Annotated in this window: 15 protein-coding genes; 1 reads left to right on the top strand and 14 read right to left on the bottom strand. The window is 65.6% G+C overall.

Annotated elements, in window-relative coordinates:
• Nucleotides 1–21: 21 nt before the first annotated feature.
• The 12 genes from BJG93_RS07750 to BJG93_RS07695 form a co-directional block, all read right to left on the bottom strand.
• The gene (locus BJG93_RS07750; RefSeq protein ID WP_027197732.1) at nucleotides 22–2,400 is read right to left on the bottom strand and encodes an ATP-binding protein; all 2,379 of its coding nucleotides are present in this window, start codon (nucleotides 2,398–2,400) and stop codon (nucleotides 22–24) included.
• 243 nt (nucleotides 2,401–2,643) lie between these two features.
• Nucleotides 2,644–3,810 carry a glycosyltransferase family 4 protein gene (locus tag BJG93_RS07745; RefSeq protein ID WP_027197731.1) on the bottom strand — a complete coding sequence of 389 codons (1,167 nt, stop codon included), beginning with the start codon at nucleotides 3,808–3,810 and terminating at the stop codon, nucleotides 2,644–2,646.
• A 71-nt stretch (nucleotides 3,811–3,881) separates the two neighbouring features.
• Complete coding sequence (locus BJG93_RS07740; protein ID WP_027197730.1) at nucleotides 3,882–5,111, bottom strand: glycosyltransferase family 4 protein; 1,230 nt, start codon at nucleotides 5,109–5,111, stop codon at nucleotides 3,882–3,884.
• Complete coding sequence (locus BJG93_RS07735) at nucleotides 5,108–6,610, bottom strand: glucose-6-phosphate isomerase (RefSeq protein ID WP_027197729.1); 1,503 nt, start codon at nucleotides 6,608–6,610, stop codon at nucleotides 5,108–5,110. The genes BJG93_RS07740 and BJG93_RS07735 overlap by 4 nt, the downstream gene beginning before the upstream one ends.
• Before the next feature lie 3 nt (nucleotides 6,611–6,613).
• Nucleotides 6,614–7,771, bottom strand: a complete 1,158-nt coding sequence (locus tag BJG93_RS07730) for a glycosyltransferase family 4 protein (RefSeq protein ID WP_027197728.1) — start codon at nucleotides 7,769–7,771, stop codon at nucleotides 6,614–6,616.
• 49 nt (nucleotides 7,772–7,820) lie between these two features.
• Entirely contained in the window at nucleotides 7,821–8,744 is a 924-nt protein-coding gene (locus BJG93_RS07725) for a glycosyltransferase family 2 protein (RefSeq protein ID WP_071336528.1), read from the bottom strand.
• A 46-nt stretch (nucleotides 8,745–8,790) separates the two neighbouring features.
• The gene (locus BJG93_RS07720) at nucleotides 8,791–10,989 is read right to left on the bottom strand and encodes a polysaccharide biosynthesis tyrosine autokinase (RefSeq protein WP_027197726.1); all 2,199 of its coding nucleotides are present in this window, start codon (nucleotides 10,987–10,989) and stop codon (nucleotides 8,791–8,793) included.
• Between the two features lie 135 nt (nucleotides 10,990–11,124).
• Nucleotides 11,125–12,330 carry a polysaccharide biosynthesis/export family protein gene (locus tag BJG93_RS07715; protein ID WP_034479388.1) on the bottom strand — a complete coding sequence of 402 codons (1,206 nt, stop codon included), beginning with the start codon at nucleotides 12,328–12,330 and terminating at the stop codon, nucleotides 11,125–11,127.
• A complete protein-coding gene (locus BJG93_RS07710; protein ID WP_027197724.1) occupies nucleotides 12,324–12,779 on the bottom strand; it encodes an arsenate reductase/protein-tyrosine-phosphatase family protein in 456 nt (151 codons plus the stop codon). The genes BJG93_RS07715 and BJG93_RS07710 overlap by 7 nt, the downstream gene beginning before the upstream one ends.
• Nucleotides 12,780–12,812: 33 nt before the next feature.
• Nucleotides 12,813–14,258 carry a UDP-glucose dehydrogenase family protein gene (locus BJG93_RS07705; RefSeq protein WP_027197723.1) on the bottom strand — a complete coding sequence of 482 codons (1,446 nt, stop codon included), beginning with the start codon at nucleotides 14,256–14,258 and terminating at the stop codon, nucleotides 12,813–12,815.
• A gap of 80 nt (nucleotides 14,259–14,338) precedes the next feature.
• The gene (locus BJG93_RS07700; RefSeq protein WP_027197722.1) at nucleotides 14,339–15,736 is read right to left on the bottom strand and encodes an undecaprenyl-phosphate glucose phosphotransferase; all 1,398 of its coding nucleotides are present in this window, start codon (nucleotides 15,734–15,736) and stop codon (nucleotides 14,339–14,341) included.
• A 194-nt stretch (nucleotides 15,737–15,930) separates the two neighbouring features.
• Nucleotides 15,931–16,386 carry a hypothetical protein gene (locus tag BJG93_RS07695; RefSeq protein ID WP_154671824.1) on the bottom strand — a complete coding sequence of 152 codons (456 nt, stop codon included), beginning with the start codon at nucleotides 16,384–16,386 and terminating at the stop codon, nucleotides 15,931–15,933.
• On the opposite strand from BJG93_RS07695, the gene BJG93_RS07690 reads away from it, so the two are divergent.
• Nucleotides 16,295–17,866 (top strand): mannose-1-phosphate guanylyltransferase/mannose-6-phosphate isomerase, encoded by a 1,572-nt coding sequence (locus BJG93_RS07690; RefSeq protein ID WP_027197721.1) that lies wholly within the window; start codon nucleotides 16,295–16,297, stop codon nucleotides 17,864–17,866. The two genes, BJG93_RS07695 and BJG93_RS07690, sit on opposite strands and share 92 nt — an antisense overlap.
• A 69-nt stretch (nucleotides 17,867–17,935) precedes the next feature.
• On the opposite strand, the gene BJG93_RS07685 is transcribed toward BJG93_RS07690, so the two are convergent.
• Nucleotides 17,936–19,147, bottom strand: coding sequence for a transposase (locus BJG93_RS07685; protein ID WP_027197720.1), 1,212 nt, complete (start codon nucleotides 19,145–19,147; stop codon nucleotides 17,936–17,938).
• Between the two features lie 546 nt (nucleotides 19,148–19,693).
• The gene (locus BJG93_RS07680; protein ID WP_027197719.1) at nucleotides 19,694–19,993 is read right to left on the bottom strand and encodes a YciI-like protein; all 300 of its coding nucleotides are present in this window, start codon (nucleotides 19,991–19,993) and stop codon (nucleotides 19,694–19,696) included.
• Between the last annotated feature and the right edge of the window lie 4 nt (nucleotides 19,994–19,997).

The raw sequence follows: 19,997 nt of genomic DNA, 5'->3' as shown, positions 1-19,997 counted from the left end.
TTCGTCCAATCCATCAGGCCGTTAGCCTGCCACCTCATCCGCGTCACGCTGCCGCGCTTGATCGGCGGACGCGTCGAGACTGTCCACCGCCCAGTCCTCGGGAAACGACACCACGGTCTGAAAGCGGCGATAGTCCGCGCCGCGCCGATCGTCGGTGAAACGCAATTCGATGCGACCGTGCTCGCGCCGCACGAAATCGCGCACGGCGTCCATGCCGACGCCTCGGCCGGAAATCTCGCTGACGGTCTGCGCGGTCGAAAAGCCGGAACGGAAGATCAACTCGGCAATCGCTTCGTCGCTCAGCGCGGCATCGGCGTCGATCCAGCCGCGTTCGATCGCGGCCGCACGGATTTTCGCGAGCGCGAGGCCGCGGCCGTCGTCGCTGATGGTGATCTGCAGCGCGTGATGATCGACGCCCACCTCGAGCTCGATGACGCCGGCCGCGTCCTTGCCGTTCGCAACCCGCTCGGCGGCGGGCTCGATACCGTGGTCGACTGAATTGCGCAGCAGATGCGTGAATACATTGCGCAGCGTATCGCTAACCTCGCTGCGCACGCGGTAGCCGTTGCTGTCGATGCTGACCACCGGCGGCTCTTTGCCGAGTTCGGCCGCCAGAGACGGCAGCGATTCGAGCAGGCCCGCTAGCGCCTCGTAGATCGATTCGGTGCCCAGCAAACGCAGCTCGCGCTGCAACGATTCGCGCATCGACACGAGTGCGTCCCGGTCGGCCGGGTCGGCGCTTTCGAGCAGATCCAACTGCTTCTGGATCGACTCACGATCCACCATCAGATAGCGATCCTCCGCGCCGCTCTGGCCCCGCCCCTTGCGGCCGAGGCTCACTTCGTTGATGGTCGCGTAGGTCTCGAGCGCCGCCTTCACGCGCTGCAGATCCTCGATCAGCAGCTGCTGATCCCATGCTTCGCTGCTGTCCGCGCGGCGCAGCGCGTCGTAGCGCTGTTCGGTTTCGTGGACGATGCCGGTCAGATGCTGAAGGCTGTAGGTGCGCGCATTGCCCTTGACGGTATGCATATTGCGGAACAGTTCGGCGACGGCTTCGTGGCTCGGCTCGTGATGCTGGCGGATGATCCGCTCGTTCTCGCTGATGAAGCCTGTCGCGCTTGCGACGAAGTGATGGAACTTCTCCTGGCTCACCGCGAGAATCTCGCCGATCATCTCCAGCCGGCGTTTCTGTTCGCCGGCCTCGGCGGCGAGCGCGCGCAGTTCGGTCACGTCGCGCACGCACAGCATCAATCGCAGTACGACATCGTTGTCGTCGGTGATGGCCGACCAGCTCAAGTCGAGCGTCTTCACACGGCCATCGGCCATCGGCTTTGCGATCTCGTTGACGAGCAGGTGCTGATTGAACGCGAAGTTCATGCTGTCTTCGCCGATGCATGCGTGCAGCGCCGCTTCGATCTGCGCGAGCGCATCGCTGTTGATATCGGTGCCGCCGAACACCAGATCGAGCAACGGACGGCCGGCAATCTCGCGCGTCTCGAAGATCGCCTCGAGGTACGCGGAGTACTCCGGATGCACCACCACGCCTTCGACCACCGTCAGAATCCCCTGCTGCATGTTTTGCAGCATCGCCTGGATGTCGGCGGTCTTCTGTTTCAACTGCAGCGAGCTTTGCTGGATCTTCTCGATCATGCCGTTGAACGCCACAATCGAATGACCGATCTCGTCCATGCGGCCGACCGGCACGCGGCGCGTGAAGTCCTGACTCGCCGCGATCTCGCTCATCTCCACTTGCATGCGGCTCAGCGGACGGGTGATCTGGCGATACAGCAGCGCGCTGATCAGCACCAGCACGACGATGGCCGCGCCGGTGGCAGCGGCGATCGCCGTCGTGGTTGTGGCAAGCGCGCTGTTCAGTTCGTCGATCGCGGCGTCCTTCTGGCGGTTTTTCTCGATCCGCAGCGTCTCGACGATGCCTTCGAGTTCATCGCGGTATTGCGCGACGTTCGCGAACAGATAGGCCTGCGCCAGTTCGTTCTTGCCGTCGGCCTTCATCTTCGCGGTGTCGTTGACCGCGTTGAAATAATTCGCGAGGCTCTCGCGCGCCTGGCTCACGAGCCCGGTTTGCGCCTGACCTTGCGCGGCCTTCGCCTGCACGTCGAGCGCCGCCTGCAACGAGGCTTCCTTGCTCTTCAGAAGGTCTTGCGCCTGCGAGACCATGTTCGCGTCGGGCGCATAGACGAGAGTCATCATCGCGAGCTGAACGTCCTTGACCTGGGACACCAGGTCTGCCGACGCGAGCGCGCTCGGCACGACGCCCTGGGTAACCTGCCTGACGTTGACCGCGCTGCTGCGGGTCTGAAGCACAGCGTATCCACCAATGGCGGATAGCGCGACAAGCATCAAAATGACAAGAAGCGTGATGCGGTGACGGATGGTCATCTGAGAATCCCCGAAGTCTGGAAATACAACGTCCCCCGCTTTTAGCGGGACGCCCCTGTGTTTTTGTGCTTTCGGGCGCGGGGATTATCGTCGCGAATGTGTGACGTACACGTGACGGAACGGACGTCAGCCGCCATGTTTCAAGGATTTGCGAAATCGCGGCGAAAAATCTCGGCTAAGGGCTGATCCGGGCTCAAGTTCGAGCGAAAAGTGCCGTTATTGATGGGCTGTTTTTCCGCCGCTTCAATGCCGCGCGTCCGCCGCAATCGCCTCGGCATAGACCGCGGCGACGCGCTTCGCGATCACCGCATTGTCGAAGTGCTCTCGCGCATAGCGGCGGCACGCATCGGCATCGGGCAGCTTCAGCGTGCCGTTCAGCGCGCCAGCGAGACCGGTGGCGATCGCCTGCGCGCCGGTCTCCGGCAACACCAGATCGGGCGACAGTCCCGCCACCGCCTCGGGCAATCCGCCGACCGGCGTCACCAGCACCGGCGTGCCCGACGCAAGCGATTCGACGGTGATGAGCCCGAAGCCTTCCAGCGCGACGGTCGGCACGATGCTGAGATTGGCCGCGCGATACAGCGCCGCCAGATGCTGATCGGGCACGAAGCCGAGCAGCTTGACGTTGTGCTCGAGCCCCGCGTCGGCGATGCGCGCCTGAAGCTCGCCTTCGAGCCGGCCCTTGCCCGCGATCAGCAGCAGCACGTCTGGCGCACTGCGTTTGAGCAGCTTCACCGCGTCGATCAGATCTTCAAGGCCCATACGCCGCACCAGTCGCCGCACCGCGAGCACGATCGGCCGATCCTGCGGCAGTTGCAATCGCAGACGCGCGTCGGCCTGGGTCATCGGCAGATTGAACTGCTCGACGTCGACGCAGCCCGGCACCACGCGCACGCGTTCGGGCGAGATGCCGTAGCGCGTCGTGAGGATCTTGCCGAACGCATCGGACAGCACGATCAGCCGCGACGAACGCGCGTACACCGACTGCTCCAGATAGCGCTTCGCGCGCTGGCCGAGCGAAGCGGCGCCTTCGACTTGGCTCTCGTCGGCCCACGGCCCCTGAAAATGCGACACCTGCGGAATGCCGCGCGTCACGTCGAGACCAGCAAACGTATAGAGCGCGAAGTGCGACGAAATCACGTCGGGCCGCGACCTGCGGATTTCATGGCGCAGCGCGCGGCGTGCCGCCATCAACCGTAGCGGCAGCGACTGCGCGGCGGGGCCGAAGCCGTTGATCGCGCCGCCGGTATCGGCCGCGACTTTTGGCGAGCCGGCGACGACGCCGCGCACGGCGACGCCCGCGCCCGGCAGCGCGCCGACCAGCGAGTAGTACATGCGGTCGAGACCGCCCGCGCGTTCGGGAAACCAGTGCATCCCGATCTGCAGTGATTTGATTGAGCCAGTCGTCATGAAGGTGTGCCCCTGTGCGTTGCTTGCGGTGAATTGCGATGTCGTTAGCGTGGCTTGCGCGGTTCGCGCGTTCAGTCCACGCTCTTCTGTCCGGCGAGATGGTTCAGTGTCAGCGCATCGTTCTGCGCGACCACCGCGGCTTCGGATTGGCTGCGCCGGCGGTTGTCCTGCTGCCCGGCCAGTTGCCGGTACAGCGCGATGTATTGCGCGGCCATGCGCGCCCAGCCGAAGCCGGTCGCGAGTTCGCTCGCGGCTGCGCCCATCGCGCGGCGCGCGGTGTCGTCGCCGGCGAGTTGCGCGACCGCGCGAGCGAGCGCTTGCGGGTCGTCGGGATCATCGAGCACGATGCCGCACTCGGGCGTGATGATCTCGGCGCCGCCCGCGGTGCGCGCGGTCACGACGGGCAGCCCCGCCGCCATCGCTTCGAGCAGCGACAGGCTCATCGCTTCATAGCGCGACGGAAACACGAACGCATCGACCGAATGCATCAACACCGGCATCTCCTTCACCAGCCCGAGAAAATGCACGCGATGCGCGATGCCGAGCGCCTTCGCCTCGTCCGGATACGGACTGCCCGGCAGAAAGCCGGCCACCGCGATCTGCACGTGCTCGGGCAGATGTTTCAACGCGGCGAGCACGGTGCCGAGATTCTTGCGCGGCGTGCGCAGATCACCGACGAACAGCAGCAGGAACGCATCGTTTGGCAAGCCGAACTTGGCACGATCGCCGCTCGCCGCGGCGAAGCCCTGGATATCGACGCCGTTATAGATGACCTCCACGCGGTTGCGCGGCGTGAGGCCGATGGCGCGGATTTCGTCGGCGACCTTCTGCGACACCGCGGTGATCACCTTCGAGCGCCGGTACGCCCAGCGCTCGAGCAGCGCGTTGCAGCGCGTATAAACCGACTGGTACGCGGACCACACGCCCTTCGTGAGGCCGAACGGATAGTACTTGCTCGCGAACCAGCCGCTATGGACGAAATGCGAGGTATTGACGTCGGCGCGCATCCACGTGATGAAGCCGTTCACATGCAGCACGTCGTAGTCGCGGCGATGGGCGCGCAGCCAGAGCGCGCTCTTCGCCGCGAAAACCTGCTGGCGCAGCAGATTGGTCGGCCACCAGCGGCCGATCTTCACCGGCGCCCAGCGCACGTTCGGATGCGCGAGCAGTTCGGGCGCCACGTGAGACGCAACCAGCGTCACGCGAATGTTCTCGTCGAGCGCCGCGCGCGCGATCTCGTGATTGACGCGCCCCTGGCCGTCGTTATGGCGCACTACGTGCGTGACAATGGCGACTCTCAATGCGTGCCTCCGTGAAGAAATTGCGTGCGTCCGCGGTTCATTTTTTCGTAGTGGACCGCGGCAAGAATCGAAAACGCGCTCATGAAAAGCAGCAGGCCGCCGGTGCCGACCAGCGAGTTCGTGAACACCAGCATCGCGAAGGTCGCCAGACACAGGCTCAGGCACGCCGAGACGAACTTGTCGTCGCGCAGCCTGAACGACGCGAGCACCGCACGCGTGAGCAGCCACACGATGCCGGACATGTACAGCAAGGTGCCGGGCCAGCCGAGCACGAACGGAATGTTCATCACGCCGCTGTCGAAGTTGCCGTACTGGCCGAGCTGGCCGCCGTCGTTGGAGAGCTTCGTCGACGTGCCGGTCGCGCCCATGCCTTCGCCCGAGACGTCGGTGAACGCGGTCTTCGCGAAGCTCGCGTAGAACGCGTTACGCGCCGCGTAGCTCTGGTCGTCGTGCAGATTGACGATGGTGTCGAGCCGCGCCTGCATCCGTTCGGCCACCGGGCCGACCGCGAGCAGCGGCACGCAAAAGCCGGCGAGCAGCACTGCGCTGCCGACGATGCGCACGCGCACCTTGTTGTTCGACTTCACCAGCTGGATCAGCAGCGCGATAACCCAGCCGCCCCACGTCGAGCGGACCAGGCTGAGCGCGAACGAAAAGAAGCCGAGCCCGGCCGCGATCCAGCGCACGCGGTGCTGTGCGGCCATCACGAAGACCATCGCGCCCATCATCGCGAACGCGAACGGTCCCGACGAATTCATCGTGCTGAACACACGCACGCCCATCGGCACCGGGTCACCCTGCGAGTTCATCTGCGAGCCGAGCATCCACAGCGCATCCCACGGCGGCATGATGAAAAACTGGATCAGGCCGTAGCCGCCCATCGCCAGCATGCCCCAGATGAACGTGTTGATGATCGTGTCGCGATAGTGCGGATACTGGCGCGTGTGCGCCATGATGTGAAACCCGATCAGAATCGGATAGAGCCAGTTCGCGAGGTCGTAGGTGGCCGCGAGCGGGCCGCTCGACATCACACCGATCAGGAACGCGTAGACGAGGCCAAGCAGGATCAGCAGCACGGGCAAGCCGCGGCGCTGCGCGAGCAGCCGGTAGTAGCGCAGCAGCGACAAGCCGCTGATCATGGTCACCGCGAGTGGCGCGACCTGGATCAGGCTCGTCGGCGTGAAGGCGCCCTTCGACCAGTCGGCGAGACGCCGCACTTCGGGACTCAGAAACCACAGCCACCACATGAAGCCGATGTAGCGCGCCGGGCTCCTGAAGTAGAGCCACAGGCCCGTCAGGATCGCGAGCACCGGAAACGCGAGGGTGAGCACCGTGCCCTGGTGCGCGACGATCAGCACCGCGGTGATCAGCCACAGCAAGAGCGGCGGCAGCCATTCCCGCGGGCCGCCGGACAGCAGCCCGCTCGCGGCGTTTTTGGCGGAGCGGGGGTCGGCTGCGCCGGTCGGCGGCAGCGGGTTCGCACGCGGAATCGTCGACATCGCTTATAGGCCTCCGCGCGATTCGCGCGCAGGTGCGGCGCGTTGCTGTTGCGTGGGCGCGGCGGGCGCGCTCGCCTGCCCGCGCGCGTTCAGCATCTCGCGCGTGATCCGCACGTGCTGCATCGCATAGTGCTGCGTGGTCAGATCGCGCGCGAGTAGACCGGCCGCCGCTGCCTGCGCCTGGCGCAGCGCTTCGGCAGGCTCGGCGGCGAGCCGGTCGAGCGCATCGCGCAGGGCCTGCGGATCGAACGGCGGCACGTAGGCGGCTTCGTCGGCGGGAAAATAATCGCGCAGCGCGCCGACGTCGGTCGCGACCATCGGCTTGCCCACCGCCGCCGCTTCGAGCATCACGGTGATGCCCGACGCGTGCGAGTTCGGCCGCAGCGGCACGACGATCACGTCGGCCCAGTCGTACAGCTCGTGCTGCTTCTTGATGCCCGAGAACAGCGCGATGTCGACATTCGACGCGCGCAGCGACGCGGGAATGCGTCGCCGCGTCGCGAGCTTCACCGTGTAGCGCGGATCGTTGCCGACCGCCTTGATCAGCGTCTCCCAGTCGCGGTCGCGATCGTTGCCGATCGCCGCGATGCGCAGCGGCGTGCGCGGCTTCCACTCGGTCGGCGGGGTGACCGGGAAGTCGCGCGTGTTCAGGCCATACAGCAGCGGCGTCGCGTCGCGATGGAAATAGCGTTGGCACAACTCGGCGTTTTCGCTCGCGAGCGTGGTCAATCGATCCGCGCGCGTCATCAGCTTCCGGTACAACCAGCTGCGCGCGATGCCGTACGAGGGCCACTTGTCGAGCAGCCAGACGCTCTGCGCGAGCAGCAGCGGCGACGCGCCCGGCCCCGCCTTGCGGCCGCACAGCAGCAGCATCAGCGCGGCGGACAGCCACTCCTGCTCGGTATGCGTCCAGATCACGTCCGAGCGCAGCATCTCCGCGCGATTGCGCCACGTATGAATGAAATCGAAGCCGAGCGCGGCCTTCAGTGCGCGCCGCACGAGCCGCATCGGCCGGCTTTCGCGCGCGTCCTTCGAATAGGTCAGCGCGAATGCTTCGGACTGCGCATGGTGATAGCCATACAGGCAGCCGATGTCGTCGCCCTTGCGATAAAAGCGCGGATCGGCGCCGTAAAACAGATGAACATGAACCTTCGTACTCATGCGGACGCTCCGCTGTGCCGGTGGAAAGAGGCCTCGTGGTCGATACGCTTCACGACAACGCGCGACGCGCCTCGTGCGCGCCGTCGCGCACCGCGCGCCAGCGCGACAGCTGTAGCGCCGCCCGTCTGGATAGCAGCGCGAGCGCCGCGTGCGTGAGGCCCGGATAAAGCCGTGTCCCGACCAGCGTCCACCACCACCACGCGGTTTCGCGGCGCAGCGGCGGCAACTGGTCGCGCAGGATCAGATGGAAGTTGAACGCGGCGTTGCGCAGCGCGGCCATCGTCTGCGCGTCGCGTTTGTCGTCGTCGAAACGTTCGGCCGGGAAATGATCGACCGCGACCTGCGGGTCGTAGACGAGCTTCCAGCCCGCGTTTTTTACCGCGAGGCTGAACGCCATGTCGTTGTGCACCTGCGCGCCCGCGCCGCGCAGCCGCGCGTCGAAGCGGATCGTGCGCACCGCGTCGCGCCGGTAGCTCATGTTGGCGCCCTTCAGGATGTCGACTTCGCGCGCGGCACCGGCGCCTAGATGATGGTTGCCGATGATCTTGCCGTGCGCGGTCACCTTGCCGACCAGCGGCCGCTCGCCGTCGAGCACGCGGCCTTTTTCGTGCACCCAGTCGCGCCCGCCCAGCGCGCCGAGGCGCGCATCGGCTTCGAACGCGGCCGCGATACGCGCGACCCAGTCGCGGCGCGGCGCGGCGTCGTCGTCGGTGATGGCGATGACGTCGCCGCTCGCGGCATCGAGCCCGCGATTGAGCGCCGCGACCTGGCCGGGCGCGTCCACCGGCGCGATCACGAGCGGCAGGCGCCCGCCCGTGGACGGATCGCGCAGGCACGCGTGCGTCGCGTCGTCGTCGACGCGCGCGACCACGACTACTTCGTCGGGCGCGCGCGATTGCCGCTCGAGCGCCGCGAGGCAGCGCGCGAGATCGGCCGGGCGGCGATAAGTCGGTACCAGTACCGTCACTTTCATCGTGGTGTCCTCTGTCTTCGTCTCGTGCTGGGTTCCGTCGCTCGCATCAGGTGCTCAGGTATTCCTGCGTCGCCGCGTAGCCGCGGTCGTAGCCGATCCGCGAGCGCGCCGGCATGCCATTGAAGATCCCGCCCTGCACGTGGACGCCCGCCGAGCGCAGGCGCTTGAGCGCATCGGCAAGCTCGACCTCGCTGTGCATGCCCGAGCGCATCACGAAGAACGTCGAGCCCGCATACGCACCGATGATCGACGCATCGGTCACCGCGAGCACCGGCGGCGTGTCGATCAGGATCACGTCATAGCGTTTCGCGAGGCCGTCGAGGTACTGCGGCAGACGCGGCGACATCAGCAGCTCGGACGGATTCGGCGGACGGCGGCCGCACGCGATGAAGCTCAGGCCCTCGACGCTCGAACCGCGAATCGCTTCCTCCAGCGAGATCTGGCCGCTCAGCAGCTCGGACAGGCCGTGTTCCTGCATGCCGCCCACGTAACGTTCGAGCGCGCCGCGCCGCATGTCGCCGTCGATCAGCAGCACGCGCTTGCCCGAATGCGCGAGCAGCATCGCGAGGTTCACGCTAAGGAAGCTCTTGCCGACGCCGGCCATCGGGCCCGTCAGCATGACGATGCGGTTGCGCGCGTCCATCAGCGTGAACTGCATCGCGGTGCGCAGGCTGCGCAGACTTTCGATCGTCACGTCCTTCGGCCGCGCATTCGCGAGCACCGGACGCAGCCGTTCGCCGCCGCGCGCGTAGCTGTTTTCGAGCTGCACCTGTTCGACGCTTTGCGGCACGAGTCCGAACACGGGCAGATGAAATGCGCGCTCGACGTGATCGGGGTCGTCGATGCCCTTGAACAGATTGCGACGCAGGAACACGAAACCGGTGCCCGCGATCAGCCCGAGAATCACCGCCGCCGAGATGATCAGCATCTTCTTCGGCTTGACCGGTGCGCCGGGGCGCAGCGCGGCATCGACGATATGCACGTTGCCGCCCGTGCCCGCCTTCTGCACCGACAGTTCCTGCACCCGATTGAGCAGCAGCACGTAAATGTCTTCGGCGACCTTCGCATCGCGCTGCAATTGCACGGCCTTCACTTCGGTGGCCGGCAGATCGCGGAAACGGTCCGCATATTTGGTGCGCTGCGCTTGCAGCTCGGCCATCTGCTGACGCGCGGCGACGAGCGTCGGATGATCGTCGCCGTAGCGCTCGGCGAGCTGCGTCATCTGCAGACGCAACGCGGCGATCTGCTGCTCGTATTGCACGCTGCCTTCGAGGTAGACCTTCGCTTCGTCGCTCGCGTTGATCGAGCCGGACTGACGTTGATAGGCGGTCAGCGCCGCTTCCGCGCGTTCGAGATCGGCCTTCAGGCGCGGCTCCTCGCTCGTCAGGAAGTCGAGCATCCTGCTCGCGTCGGCCTGCTTGTTCGACACGTGCTGGCGCACATACGACTGCGCGAGCGCATTGGCGACGAGCGCCGCGTGTTCCGGGCTCTTGTCCTCCAGCGAGATCTGGATCACGCCGGTCTGCTTGCCCTGCTCCTGCACCGTGATCGCCGACTGGAACGCGGTGATCGCGTCGAGATCGTTCGCGCGCACGACGGTGAACTCCTGCCCGGGGCGCGCGACGAGCGTGGTGACGCGCATCGTCACGCCGCCGCCCTGCGCCTCGTGGCCGACCTGGCCGCGCAGCAGCAGCGAGCCGTTCGGCGCCAACAGTTCATAGTGCTGCGCGTCGATCACTCGCAGCAGCAGCTTCTCGCCTTCGAGCGACGGCGTCACGTCGATCGAATCGACCACGACGTTCTCCCCGCCCCATGCATACGACGTGAGCCCCAGCCAGGCACGCGCGGGCTGGCCCGGCGTCGCGAGGCGCGCGGCGATATTGCCGAGCAGCGGCATGGTCTTCGGCGTGACGCTGAAGTTCAGCTTCAGTTGCTGCACGACCGGGCCGACCACGCCGCGGCTCTTGATGATTTCGATCTCGGCGTCGGTCGGCAGCGAGGTCGACCCGCTCGTGATCGCGGCGCCCGTCTGGGTCTGCGTCAGCGCCTGCGACGTATTGTCGGACTGCTCGACGCGCACGTGCGCATCGGCCGAATAGATCGGCTTGGCGAGGTAGCAATAGGCGACCGCCATCGCGACGATGATCGCGGTGATCGCGAGCAGCCACCAGATGTCGTCGAGGATCACCTGCACCAGTTGCCCGAGGACGAGGTCTTCTTCTTCGGTCTTGATCGGACCAGCCATGTGTGGAGAGAGTTGATTGCTCACTGTTCGATCCCGTGTCGTTGGCTTCGGCTTGCGCGTCAGCGGTACTTCTGCTTTCGTTGCGCGTCCCGCGCCGCCCGGAGAACAGCGGCGCGGGACGCTACAGACCAACGTTCAGCGCGTCAGCTGCTTCAGATAGAACAGCGTCTGCACGCTCGGCAGCACCTGCTGCAACACGCGGTTGAACGTGGTCGACGCGGCGGTGCCCACGTACACGACGTCGAGCGGCTGCAACTGGAACTGCGAGGACAGCATGATCGAGTCCGGCTGCGTCATGTCGAGGCGGAACACCTCAGGCGTGGTCGGATGCTCGCGCATGCCGCGCATCACGTAGATCTGGCGCGGATTGGCGTCGGTGTTGAGGATGCCGCCCCCTTGCGTGAGCGCGTCGGCGATCGTCATGCGGCCCCGCGCGATCGGCACCTGGATCGGCGTCTTCACTTCGCCCATCACGAAGATGCGGCTGTCGGTGCGGTCAGGGATGTTGACCACGTCGCCGTTCTGCAGCATCACGTCCTGCGTGGTGTCGCCCTGATCGAGCATGCGATCGGCGTTGAGCACGTAGAGCTTATGGTTGCGCGTGAGGCGCACGCGCTGGATGTCGGCGTCCGGGTTGGTGCCGCCCGAGCGCGTGATCGCGTCGACCAGCGTGAGCGGCACGTCGCTGACCGCGAGCGGTCCCGGCTGCTTCACCTCGCCCGTGACCTGCACCTTCTGGCCGCGATACGACAGCACGCGCACGTCGACTTGCGGATTGCGGATGAAGCGCACGAGGCCGGCGGCGAGTTGATCGCGCAGCTCGGTCGTGGTTTTGCCCGCGGCCTGGATGCGGCCGACGAACGGGAAGAAGATCGTGCCGTCGGCGGCGATGGTCTGGCCGTACGGATCGGCCTGACCGGGCAGCGCGGCCGTATACGGCTGCTGCAACGCGCCCGCGATCGTCTGCGTGGTGTTGCCGCCCGAGGACAACGTACTGCCCTGGGGCGTGGTCAGCTCCGGGTGATCCCATACGGTGATGCCGAGAATGTCCTGCGGCGCGAGCCGGTACACGTACCGCGACGGGTCGGGCAGCGCCGACGGCGGCAGCGGCTGGATTTTTTCGGCGGCGGCCTGCGCCTGCGCGACGATCAGCTTGCCGTCGATCAGATGCACCGGATAGGTTTCGCTCGGCGCCTGATCGTTGTCTTTGAGACGCGACGTGTCGAGATAATTGCCCGGGGCGGTCGCGCAGGCCGACAGAAAAGACGTCAGCAAAAGCGAGGCGGCGAGCTTCGCGCGCACGCCCGCGAATGAGTTTTCGATGCGGGGTTTCTTCAGCATATTTTTTTCAGCCATCCCATGACCAGATGTTCGATGAGCACGAGACTCTCCCTGTATTCGTCTTCGGCGCCACCGTGCGGATCGGCGACGTCCGAATCGGCTTCCCACTTGCCGAGCGGATAGACCTTGCCGCGCGCGGCCGGATCGAGCGCTTCGACTTCGCTCACCTGCGCGCGCTCGCTCACCAGCACGAGATCGGCCGCGCGGACGAGCGAGCGGTCGAGGCGCCGCGCGTGGTGGATGCCGGCGGCGACGCCGTGCTCTTCGAGCAGGCGCCGCATCACCGGGTCCATGCCGTGGCCGTTTACCGCGCGAATGCCCGCCGAATGAAACGCGATCGGCGCGGTGCGGGCGCGCGGCGCACGCGCCTGGCGTGCCCTGAACAGCATCTCGGCGGCGGGCGAGCGGCACACGTTGGCGTGGCAGACGATCAGGACGTTGTCGAACATGGCGGATTCCCTCGCGCGGCGATCGCAGTGGCCTCAGCGGCCGGAGTTCGCCGCCGCGGCAACGGCCGCCGCCCGCATCGAACCGTTCGCGCCGACCCGCGCCGGCGCATTGCGCAACGCATGCCGCCGGCCGATCGCGTGATACTCGATGCCGAGTTCGAGCAGCGCGTCCGGCTCGTACAGATTGCGGCCATCGACAATCAACGGCGTCTTCAGCATGCGCTTGAGCGCATCGAAATCGGGACTCTTGAAGACCTTCCATTCGGTCAGGATCACCAGCGCATCGGCGCCGCTCGCCGCCTCCATCTCTTCGTTCACGAACGCGAGGCGCGCATGCTGCTGCGGCACGTGCTGCAGATCGAGCGCGAACACGCGCTTCGCTTCGTCGATCGAGACCGGGTCGTAGGCCTTCACGCGCGCGCCGCGGCGCAGCAGCCCGGCGATCAGCTCGCGGCTCGGCGCCGCGCGCATGTCGTCGGTGTTCGGCTTGAACGCAAGCCCCCACACGCCGAAGGTGCGGTCCGACAGATCCTCGCCGAGACGCGCGACGATCTTCTGCTCGAGGATCTGTTTCTGCGCGTCGTTGACCGCTTCCACCGCTTCGAGAATGCGCAGGTTCGCGCTGTGATCGGCTGCGGTGCGGATCAGCGCCTGCACGTCCTTCGGAAAACACGAGCCGCCATAGCCGCAGCCCGCGTACAGGAAGTCGTAGCCGATACGCGGATCGGAACCGATACCGCGGCGCACCGCCTCGATGTCCGCGCCGACGCGATCGGCCAGATTCGCGAGCTCGTTCATGTACGAGATGCGCGTCGCCAGCATCGCGTTGGCCGCGTACTTGGTGAACTCCGCCGAACGCACGTCCATATACAGCGTGCGCTCGCGATTGCGATTGAACGGCGCATACAGGCGCTTCATCAGTTCGCGCGCCTTTTCGCCGGGCACGTCCTCGTCGCAGCCGAGCACGATGCGATCGGGCCGCGTGAAATCGTCGACGGCCGCGCCCTCCTTCAGGAACTCCGGATTCGATACGACCGAGAACATCTGCTCGACGCCGCGCGCGGCCAGTTCGGCAGCCACCACTTCGCGCACGCGCGAGGCGGTGCCGACCGGCACCGTCGATTTATCGACGATCACCTTGAAGCCGCTCATATGGCGGCCGATGTTGCGCGCGGCCCCGAGCACGTATTGCAGATCGGCGGAACCGTCCTCGTCGGCCGGCGTGCCGACCGCGATGAACTGGATGTCGCCGTGCGCGACCGCGGCCTCGACGTCGGTGGAAAACGTCAGGCGCTTCGCGCGGCGATTGCGCGCGATGATCTCCTGCAGACCCGGCTCGTGGATCGGCACGCCGCCGTTGTTGAGCACCTCGATCTTGCGCGCGTCGACGTCGAGACAGAACACGTCGTGGCCGATGTCGGCCAGACACGCGCCAGTCACGAGGCCGACATAGCCGCTACCGATGATCGTCAGGTTCATGGATTGCACCTCGATAAATGGAGTTGATTCAGGAATGCGCTCGCGCGCCGCAGGCATCGGCACGGCGCGGCGCTCCGCGTTCAATAGGCGTTGCTGCCCGCGAAGCCCTTCCACAGCGTCAGCACGACGATCTTGATGTCGAGCCAGAAGGTCCAGTGCTGCATGTAGTACAGATCGAGCTTCACGCGGCCCATCATCTTTTCGATGCGATCGGTTTCGCCGCGATAACCGTTGATCTGCGCCCAGCCGGTGATGCCCGGCTTGATCCGGTAGCGGTGCATGTAGCCCTTCACCAGATCCTTGTAGATGTCGTCGTGCTCGAGCGCATGCGGACGAGGACCGACCACCGACATCTCGCCGCGCAGCACGTTGATGAATTGCGGCAGTTCGTCGAGGCTGGTACGGCGCAGGAACGCGCCGACCGCGGTGATGCGCGGATCGCGCCGCGTCGCCTGGGTGATCTTGCCGGCCGCTTCCTGGTGCACCTTCATCGAGCGGAACTTGTAGATCTCGAACTCGCGGCCGTCGATGCCTTTACGCCGCTGGCGGAAAAACACCGGCCCCGGCGAACTGAGCTTCACCATCAGCGCGATCGCGAGCATCAGCGGCGCCAGCGCGAGCAACGCGCCGAGCGCGAACACGCTGTCGAAGACGCGCTTGGGGAGCACGCGCAGATCGGTGATCGGCGAGGCGGCCAGGTTGATCGCGGGCACGCCGAGCAGCTCGACCATCGGCTGATTGAACAGCGTCAGGCTGCCGACGTCCGGGATAAAGCGGATGTTCACGAAGTCGTTGCGCAAGTCCATCACGAAGCGATGGATCGCCCTCTCCTTCGAGATCGGCAGCGCGAGCCACAGTTCGCGAATCGCGCGCTGGCGCACCAGTTCGATCATGCGCTGATAGTCGCGCTCGACCGGCACGCCCGCGACCGCGTGCGCCGCGTCCGGGTCTTCGTACGGGTTGATCGTGCCGTCCTCGTCGAACACGACGACGGGCGTGAAGCCGGCTTCGGGACGGCCGCGCATCTGTTCGATCAGGAAGCGGCCGTACGGCGCCCCCCCGACGATCGCGACCGCGCGCTGGTTGAAGCCTTCGCGGCGCAGCCCGCGCAGGATCGAATAGACGATGACCTTCGTGACGACCAGCAGCACGATCGACGCGAGCGCCCAGTACACGAGCCACAGCCGCGACAGGCTGTCCGAGCGGTGCACGCTGAAGCTGATCAGCACGCCGGTCACTTCGACCAATAGCCAGCCGCCCGCGACGCGCGACAGCAGATCGTAGAGCGGCTTGCCGCGCCAGGACTGATAGATGCCGAGCGCCGGGAAGAACACCACCACGAGCAGGCAGCCGAACGCGAGCGACACGCTTTGCATATCGTCGAGCCACGTCACTGCGCCGCTGTGCACGGCCGCCGCCAGCACCGCGGCGAGCGCGACCATGGCGATGTCGATGATTCTCGCTAAAACGCTCAGCATGCGGCGCCCCTCTGTTCGTCAGTCATTGCGCTTTTTATTTCCCAGCTGCCTCGCGGCCGAATGGGACTGGCATCAGCCTGAATGGCCAAGTCTGAAACATCGAATCCGAATGAGTGAATACCCTTGTACATCCCTCAATAAAGCGGTATTAAAATTCACGCGACAAGACCACAAAAAATCTCAAATTGTATCGGTCAAAATTTCGGAATTTTTATGTATTTTATGCGGTACATCTTGCCGCATTGCGGACGGACATGGGCCGCAGAACGCCCGATTCGAGCGTTCCGGCAAGGACAATTTCGCTTTTCGCCAGGCTCGCCCCCAACCATGGGCGTGATGCCGGCGCCCCATTGTTGCGCATCATTAAGTGCAAAAAAATCCCGGCCGATTTTTTTCGTGTAATTTTCCTTTTTTAAATAATTCGACCTGGCGTTATTTGTTGCGTTTCGAATAAAGTTCGATGCGCCGCTTATCGAAATCGTATTTAACGCGATTTTATTGATTCGCGACTTCGTGATAAAACTCGACGCATTCATCCAGCCTCGAGGAGAGTTCACCATGACAGCTCCGGCCCCTGTCACGCCCGCCGGCACCCGGCCCGCACCCGCCCATTCGCCGATGTCTTCCACCGCAACCAGCGTCAAGCTCAAGGTTCATCCCGTGATACTCGCGGGCGGCTCGGGCACGCGTCTATGGCCGATGTCGCGCGAGCAGCATCCGAAGCAGCTGATCGGCCTACTCGGCGAAGCGTCGCTGCTGCAATCGACGACCCGCCGTCTCGACGGGCTCGAAGCCGGTTATCCGCTCGCCGGCCAGCTGGTGGTCGTCGCCAATGAAGAACAGCGCTTCACGACGGCCGAACAGTTGCGCACCGGCGGCAAGCCGAGCCGGCTGATACTCGAACCCGTGGGCCGTGACACCGCGCCCGCGTTGACGGTGGCGGCGCTGTCCGTCGCCGCGCAGGACGAAGACGGCATCATGGTCGTGATGCCCGCCGATCACGCGGTCACCGACGGCGAGGGCTTTCAGGCGGCGGTCGCCGCGGGCGTCCAGCATGCGGCGGCCGGCCATATCGTCACGATGGGTATCGTGCCGACACGTCCCGAAACCGGTTACGGCTATATCCGCATCGGCGCGCCGCTCGGTCGCGAGGATGCGCGGGATGCTGCGCAGACCGAAGCATCGGATGGTTTGGTAGCGCATCGGCTCGACCGGTTCGTCGAAAAGCCCCATCTGGAGCTCGCGCAGCGCTATGTCGAATCACGCGAATACTGGTGGAACAGCGGCATCTTCATCATGCGCGCATCGACGTGGCTCAAGGCGATCCGCCATTTTCAGCCGGCCATTTGGGAGGCATGCGAGGCGGCCTTCGCGGACAGCAAGGCCGACGGCGACTTCTTGCGCCTGCAGCGCGATGCATTCAGCGCGTCGCCGTCGAATTCGATCGACTATGCGGTGATGGAAAAGCTCGGCGGCGATCAGAGCATCGCATCCGGCGTGGTGGTGCCGCTTGCGGCTGGCTGGTCCGACGTCGGTTCCTGGGGCGCGATCTGGGACATCTCCGAGAAGGACGCCGATCGCAACGTGAGCCGCGGCCGCGTGATGTTCGAAGGCGCGAGCTCGACCTTCGCGCATTCCGAAGGACGACTGATCGCCTGCGTCGGCACGCAGGATCTCGTCGTCGTCGAAACCGCCGATGCGATTCTCGTCGCCGACAAATCGCGCGTGCAGGACGTCAAGAAGATCGTCAACCGGATTCGCGAGGACGGCGGGCTGGAAGCGGCCAATCATCGCAAGGTGCATCGGCCCTGGGGCAACTACGATTCCGTCGACACCGGCGAGCGCTTCCAGGTGAAGCGTATCGTCGTGAAGCCCGGCGCCCGGCTGTCGTTGCAGATGCATCATCATCGCGCGGAGCACTGGATCGTGGTGCGCGGCACCGCGCTCGTTACGCGCGGCGACGAGCGCTTTATCGTGTCCGAAAACGAGTCGGCTTATATTCCGCTCGGCGTCACGCATCGCCTGGAAAACCCGGGCAAGATGCCGCTCGAAATGATCGAGGTGCAGTCGGGTTCGTATCTGGGCGAAGACGATATCGTGCGCTTCGACGATACGTACGGACGGCAATGACCCGCGAGCGGTCGCCATGACGAAGCGGGAACCTGCGGCGGCGCAAAGCGGCCGCGGGGACCGCCGGGTTCATCCCACGTGCGAGACGAGTTCCAGGTAGGTCGCCGAAAAGCGTTCCGCGGTGCCGCTGTCGGTCGTCACGGTCGGTGTGCTTGCCACGCCCGTGGTAGCGGAGTCGGACGGATAGCGACGCAGCGGCGCGCGCAATGGGTTCAGTGATGCCTTCAGCGGCCCGTGCAACGGCGCGCCGTGATTTCCGGCCTGATTCGCGATGCCATTGATCGACGTCGCTTCCGGCACATGACGCACACCCGAGAACGCACGGCTCGAGCACCGTTGCGCAGCGTTCGCCGATGCGGGTGCCGATGCGGCTGCCGATGCCGGCTCGACGCTGGCATGGTCCATCGCCGTGGCCGCCGCCTCGGTCGTGCACTCGCGATCGATCCACTGACGCGCCCAGTCGAGCGCGAACTGCTGCGCGTGCTGCGCATCCGCGAAGCGCGGACCGACGAGGCCGGAGCGCTCGACGCGTTTGCCGTCCCTGATGATCTCCGCCCACGCGCGATACATCGCATTCGGCACTTCCTCGACCACCACGTAGATCAGATAACCGCGCGAATCGGCGACCTGCACGCCGTGCGGCGCGAGGGCCACGGTGAGCGACGGCCGCGGGTGGTCCGCCGCGACCGGTTCGAGCCTGCCGGACACGGCCGGTTCGTCGTGCAATTGCGCCGCCGTCACGGCTGTCGCGACAGCGGAGCTCGTCACCGGCCCAGCCGGCGCCGCCGCTGGCGGAAGCCCAGACAGTTGCCGCGTGATGTCGCCGATCGGATCGGCCGTGTGCGATTGGTTCAACGCGCTCGCGACGCCGGGCGCCTGCCACGACTCGGGACGCTTCCACGACACGCCGCGCAGATCATGGTCGTCGCGCGGGCTCGGGTTTTGCGCAACCGGTGCCGCGGGTCTGGCCGTGACGGGCGGCGCCGGTTGGGGAATGTACGCGAACGTGCGCCCTCGCTGCGACAGCAGGCGGACCATGTCGAGCAGTGTGCCGTTCAGTTGCCACTCTTCGAAGCGGCGGCGGCACGTGGGACCGGACGGATAGCGGCCCGGCAGCTTCGACCACGGTTCGCCGGTGGTCAGAATCCACAGCACGGCATTCGTCACGATGCGCGGTTCGGCGCGCGGCCGGCCGCGCCGGTTCAGACGGACGGCCGGCTCGTCGGAGACGAGCGGCGCGACCAGCGCCCACTCGTCGTTGTTTAGCTCATCGAAAAACATTGGATTTTCTCCACGCGGCCTGGCCTGGCCGCGGCGTTGGGCCTGCCACGGATTCTCAGCGTTCACGACCCGTGTGCGGCCCTCGGTTGCACAAATTTGTTTTGTCCGTTCGGCTCGCTGGAGCAGCCCGCCCTCAGGTGGTGCGGCTCTTCCCTATTGCGAAGCACAAAACGCGGTCTCACTCGTGCGTGGGAGAATTTGTGCACGAAGCATACCATCCCCTTCTTTGCATGAGTACCATTGAGACAAGTGTTACGGAATGAAACAATCTTGTCAGTTTCGCCGCGTCGATTCACGTATTGCCGTCACAGAAGCGGCGGCTAATCCTGCACCGGATCTATCTATTGCAAAGCACAATACCGCAAGAGCAGAACGAATGGAATTTAGAAATGCCATTGCCGATCCGGCATGCATTTCGGGGCCCTGTGATGGTGGACCGGACCATCGGTTTCGAGCGTTGGCGGAAGGACGGCGACGCGCATGCGGCCACGGCGCATGCGCGGATTTCGAAGCGTGACGGAGACGACGAAGCCACTTCGAGCGATGTTACGCGCGCACCGGTTTCGATGCGTGCTCGCCGACTACCGTGGTCCATTCGCGCACGCGCCAGCGCGTGACGAGTCCTGAGAGCACGTAGGGATCCGCCTTGGCAAAGGCTTCGGCGGCGGCCGGCGAGGCGCCGGTAAAGAGCAGCACCGCTGTGTCGGTCGGTTCAGCGAGCGCGCCGGCCAGCAGTAGTTCGCCCCGCTCGGCGGCGGCCCATGCGAGTTTCAGATGCGCGTCGCGGTACTGGCCGCGCCGCTCCAGGTAGTCGGGTACAAGCTCGTACGTCAACAGGTAGTGCATGGTC

Origin of the sequence: Paraburkholderia sprentiae WSM5005 (assembly GCF_001865575.2) — a bacterium.
Taxonomy (GTDB): Bacteria; Pseudomonadota; Gammaproteobacteria; order Burkholderiales; family Burkholderiaceae; genus Paraburkholderia; species Paraburkholderia sprentiae.
This window is presented reverse-complemented; position numbering and strand designations above follow the sequence as displayed.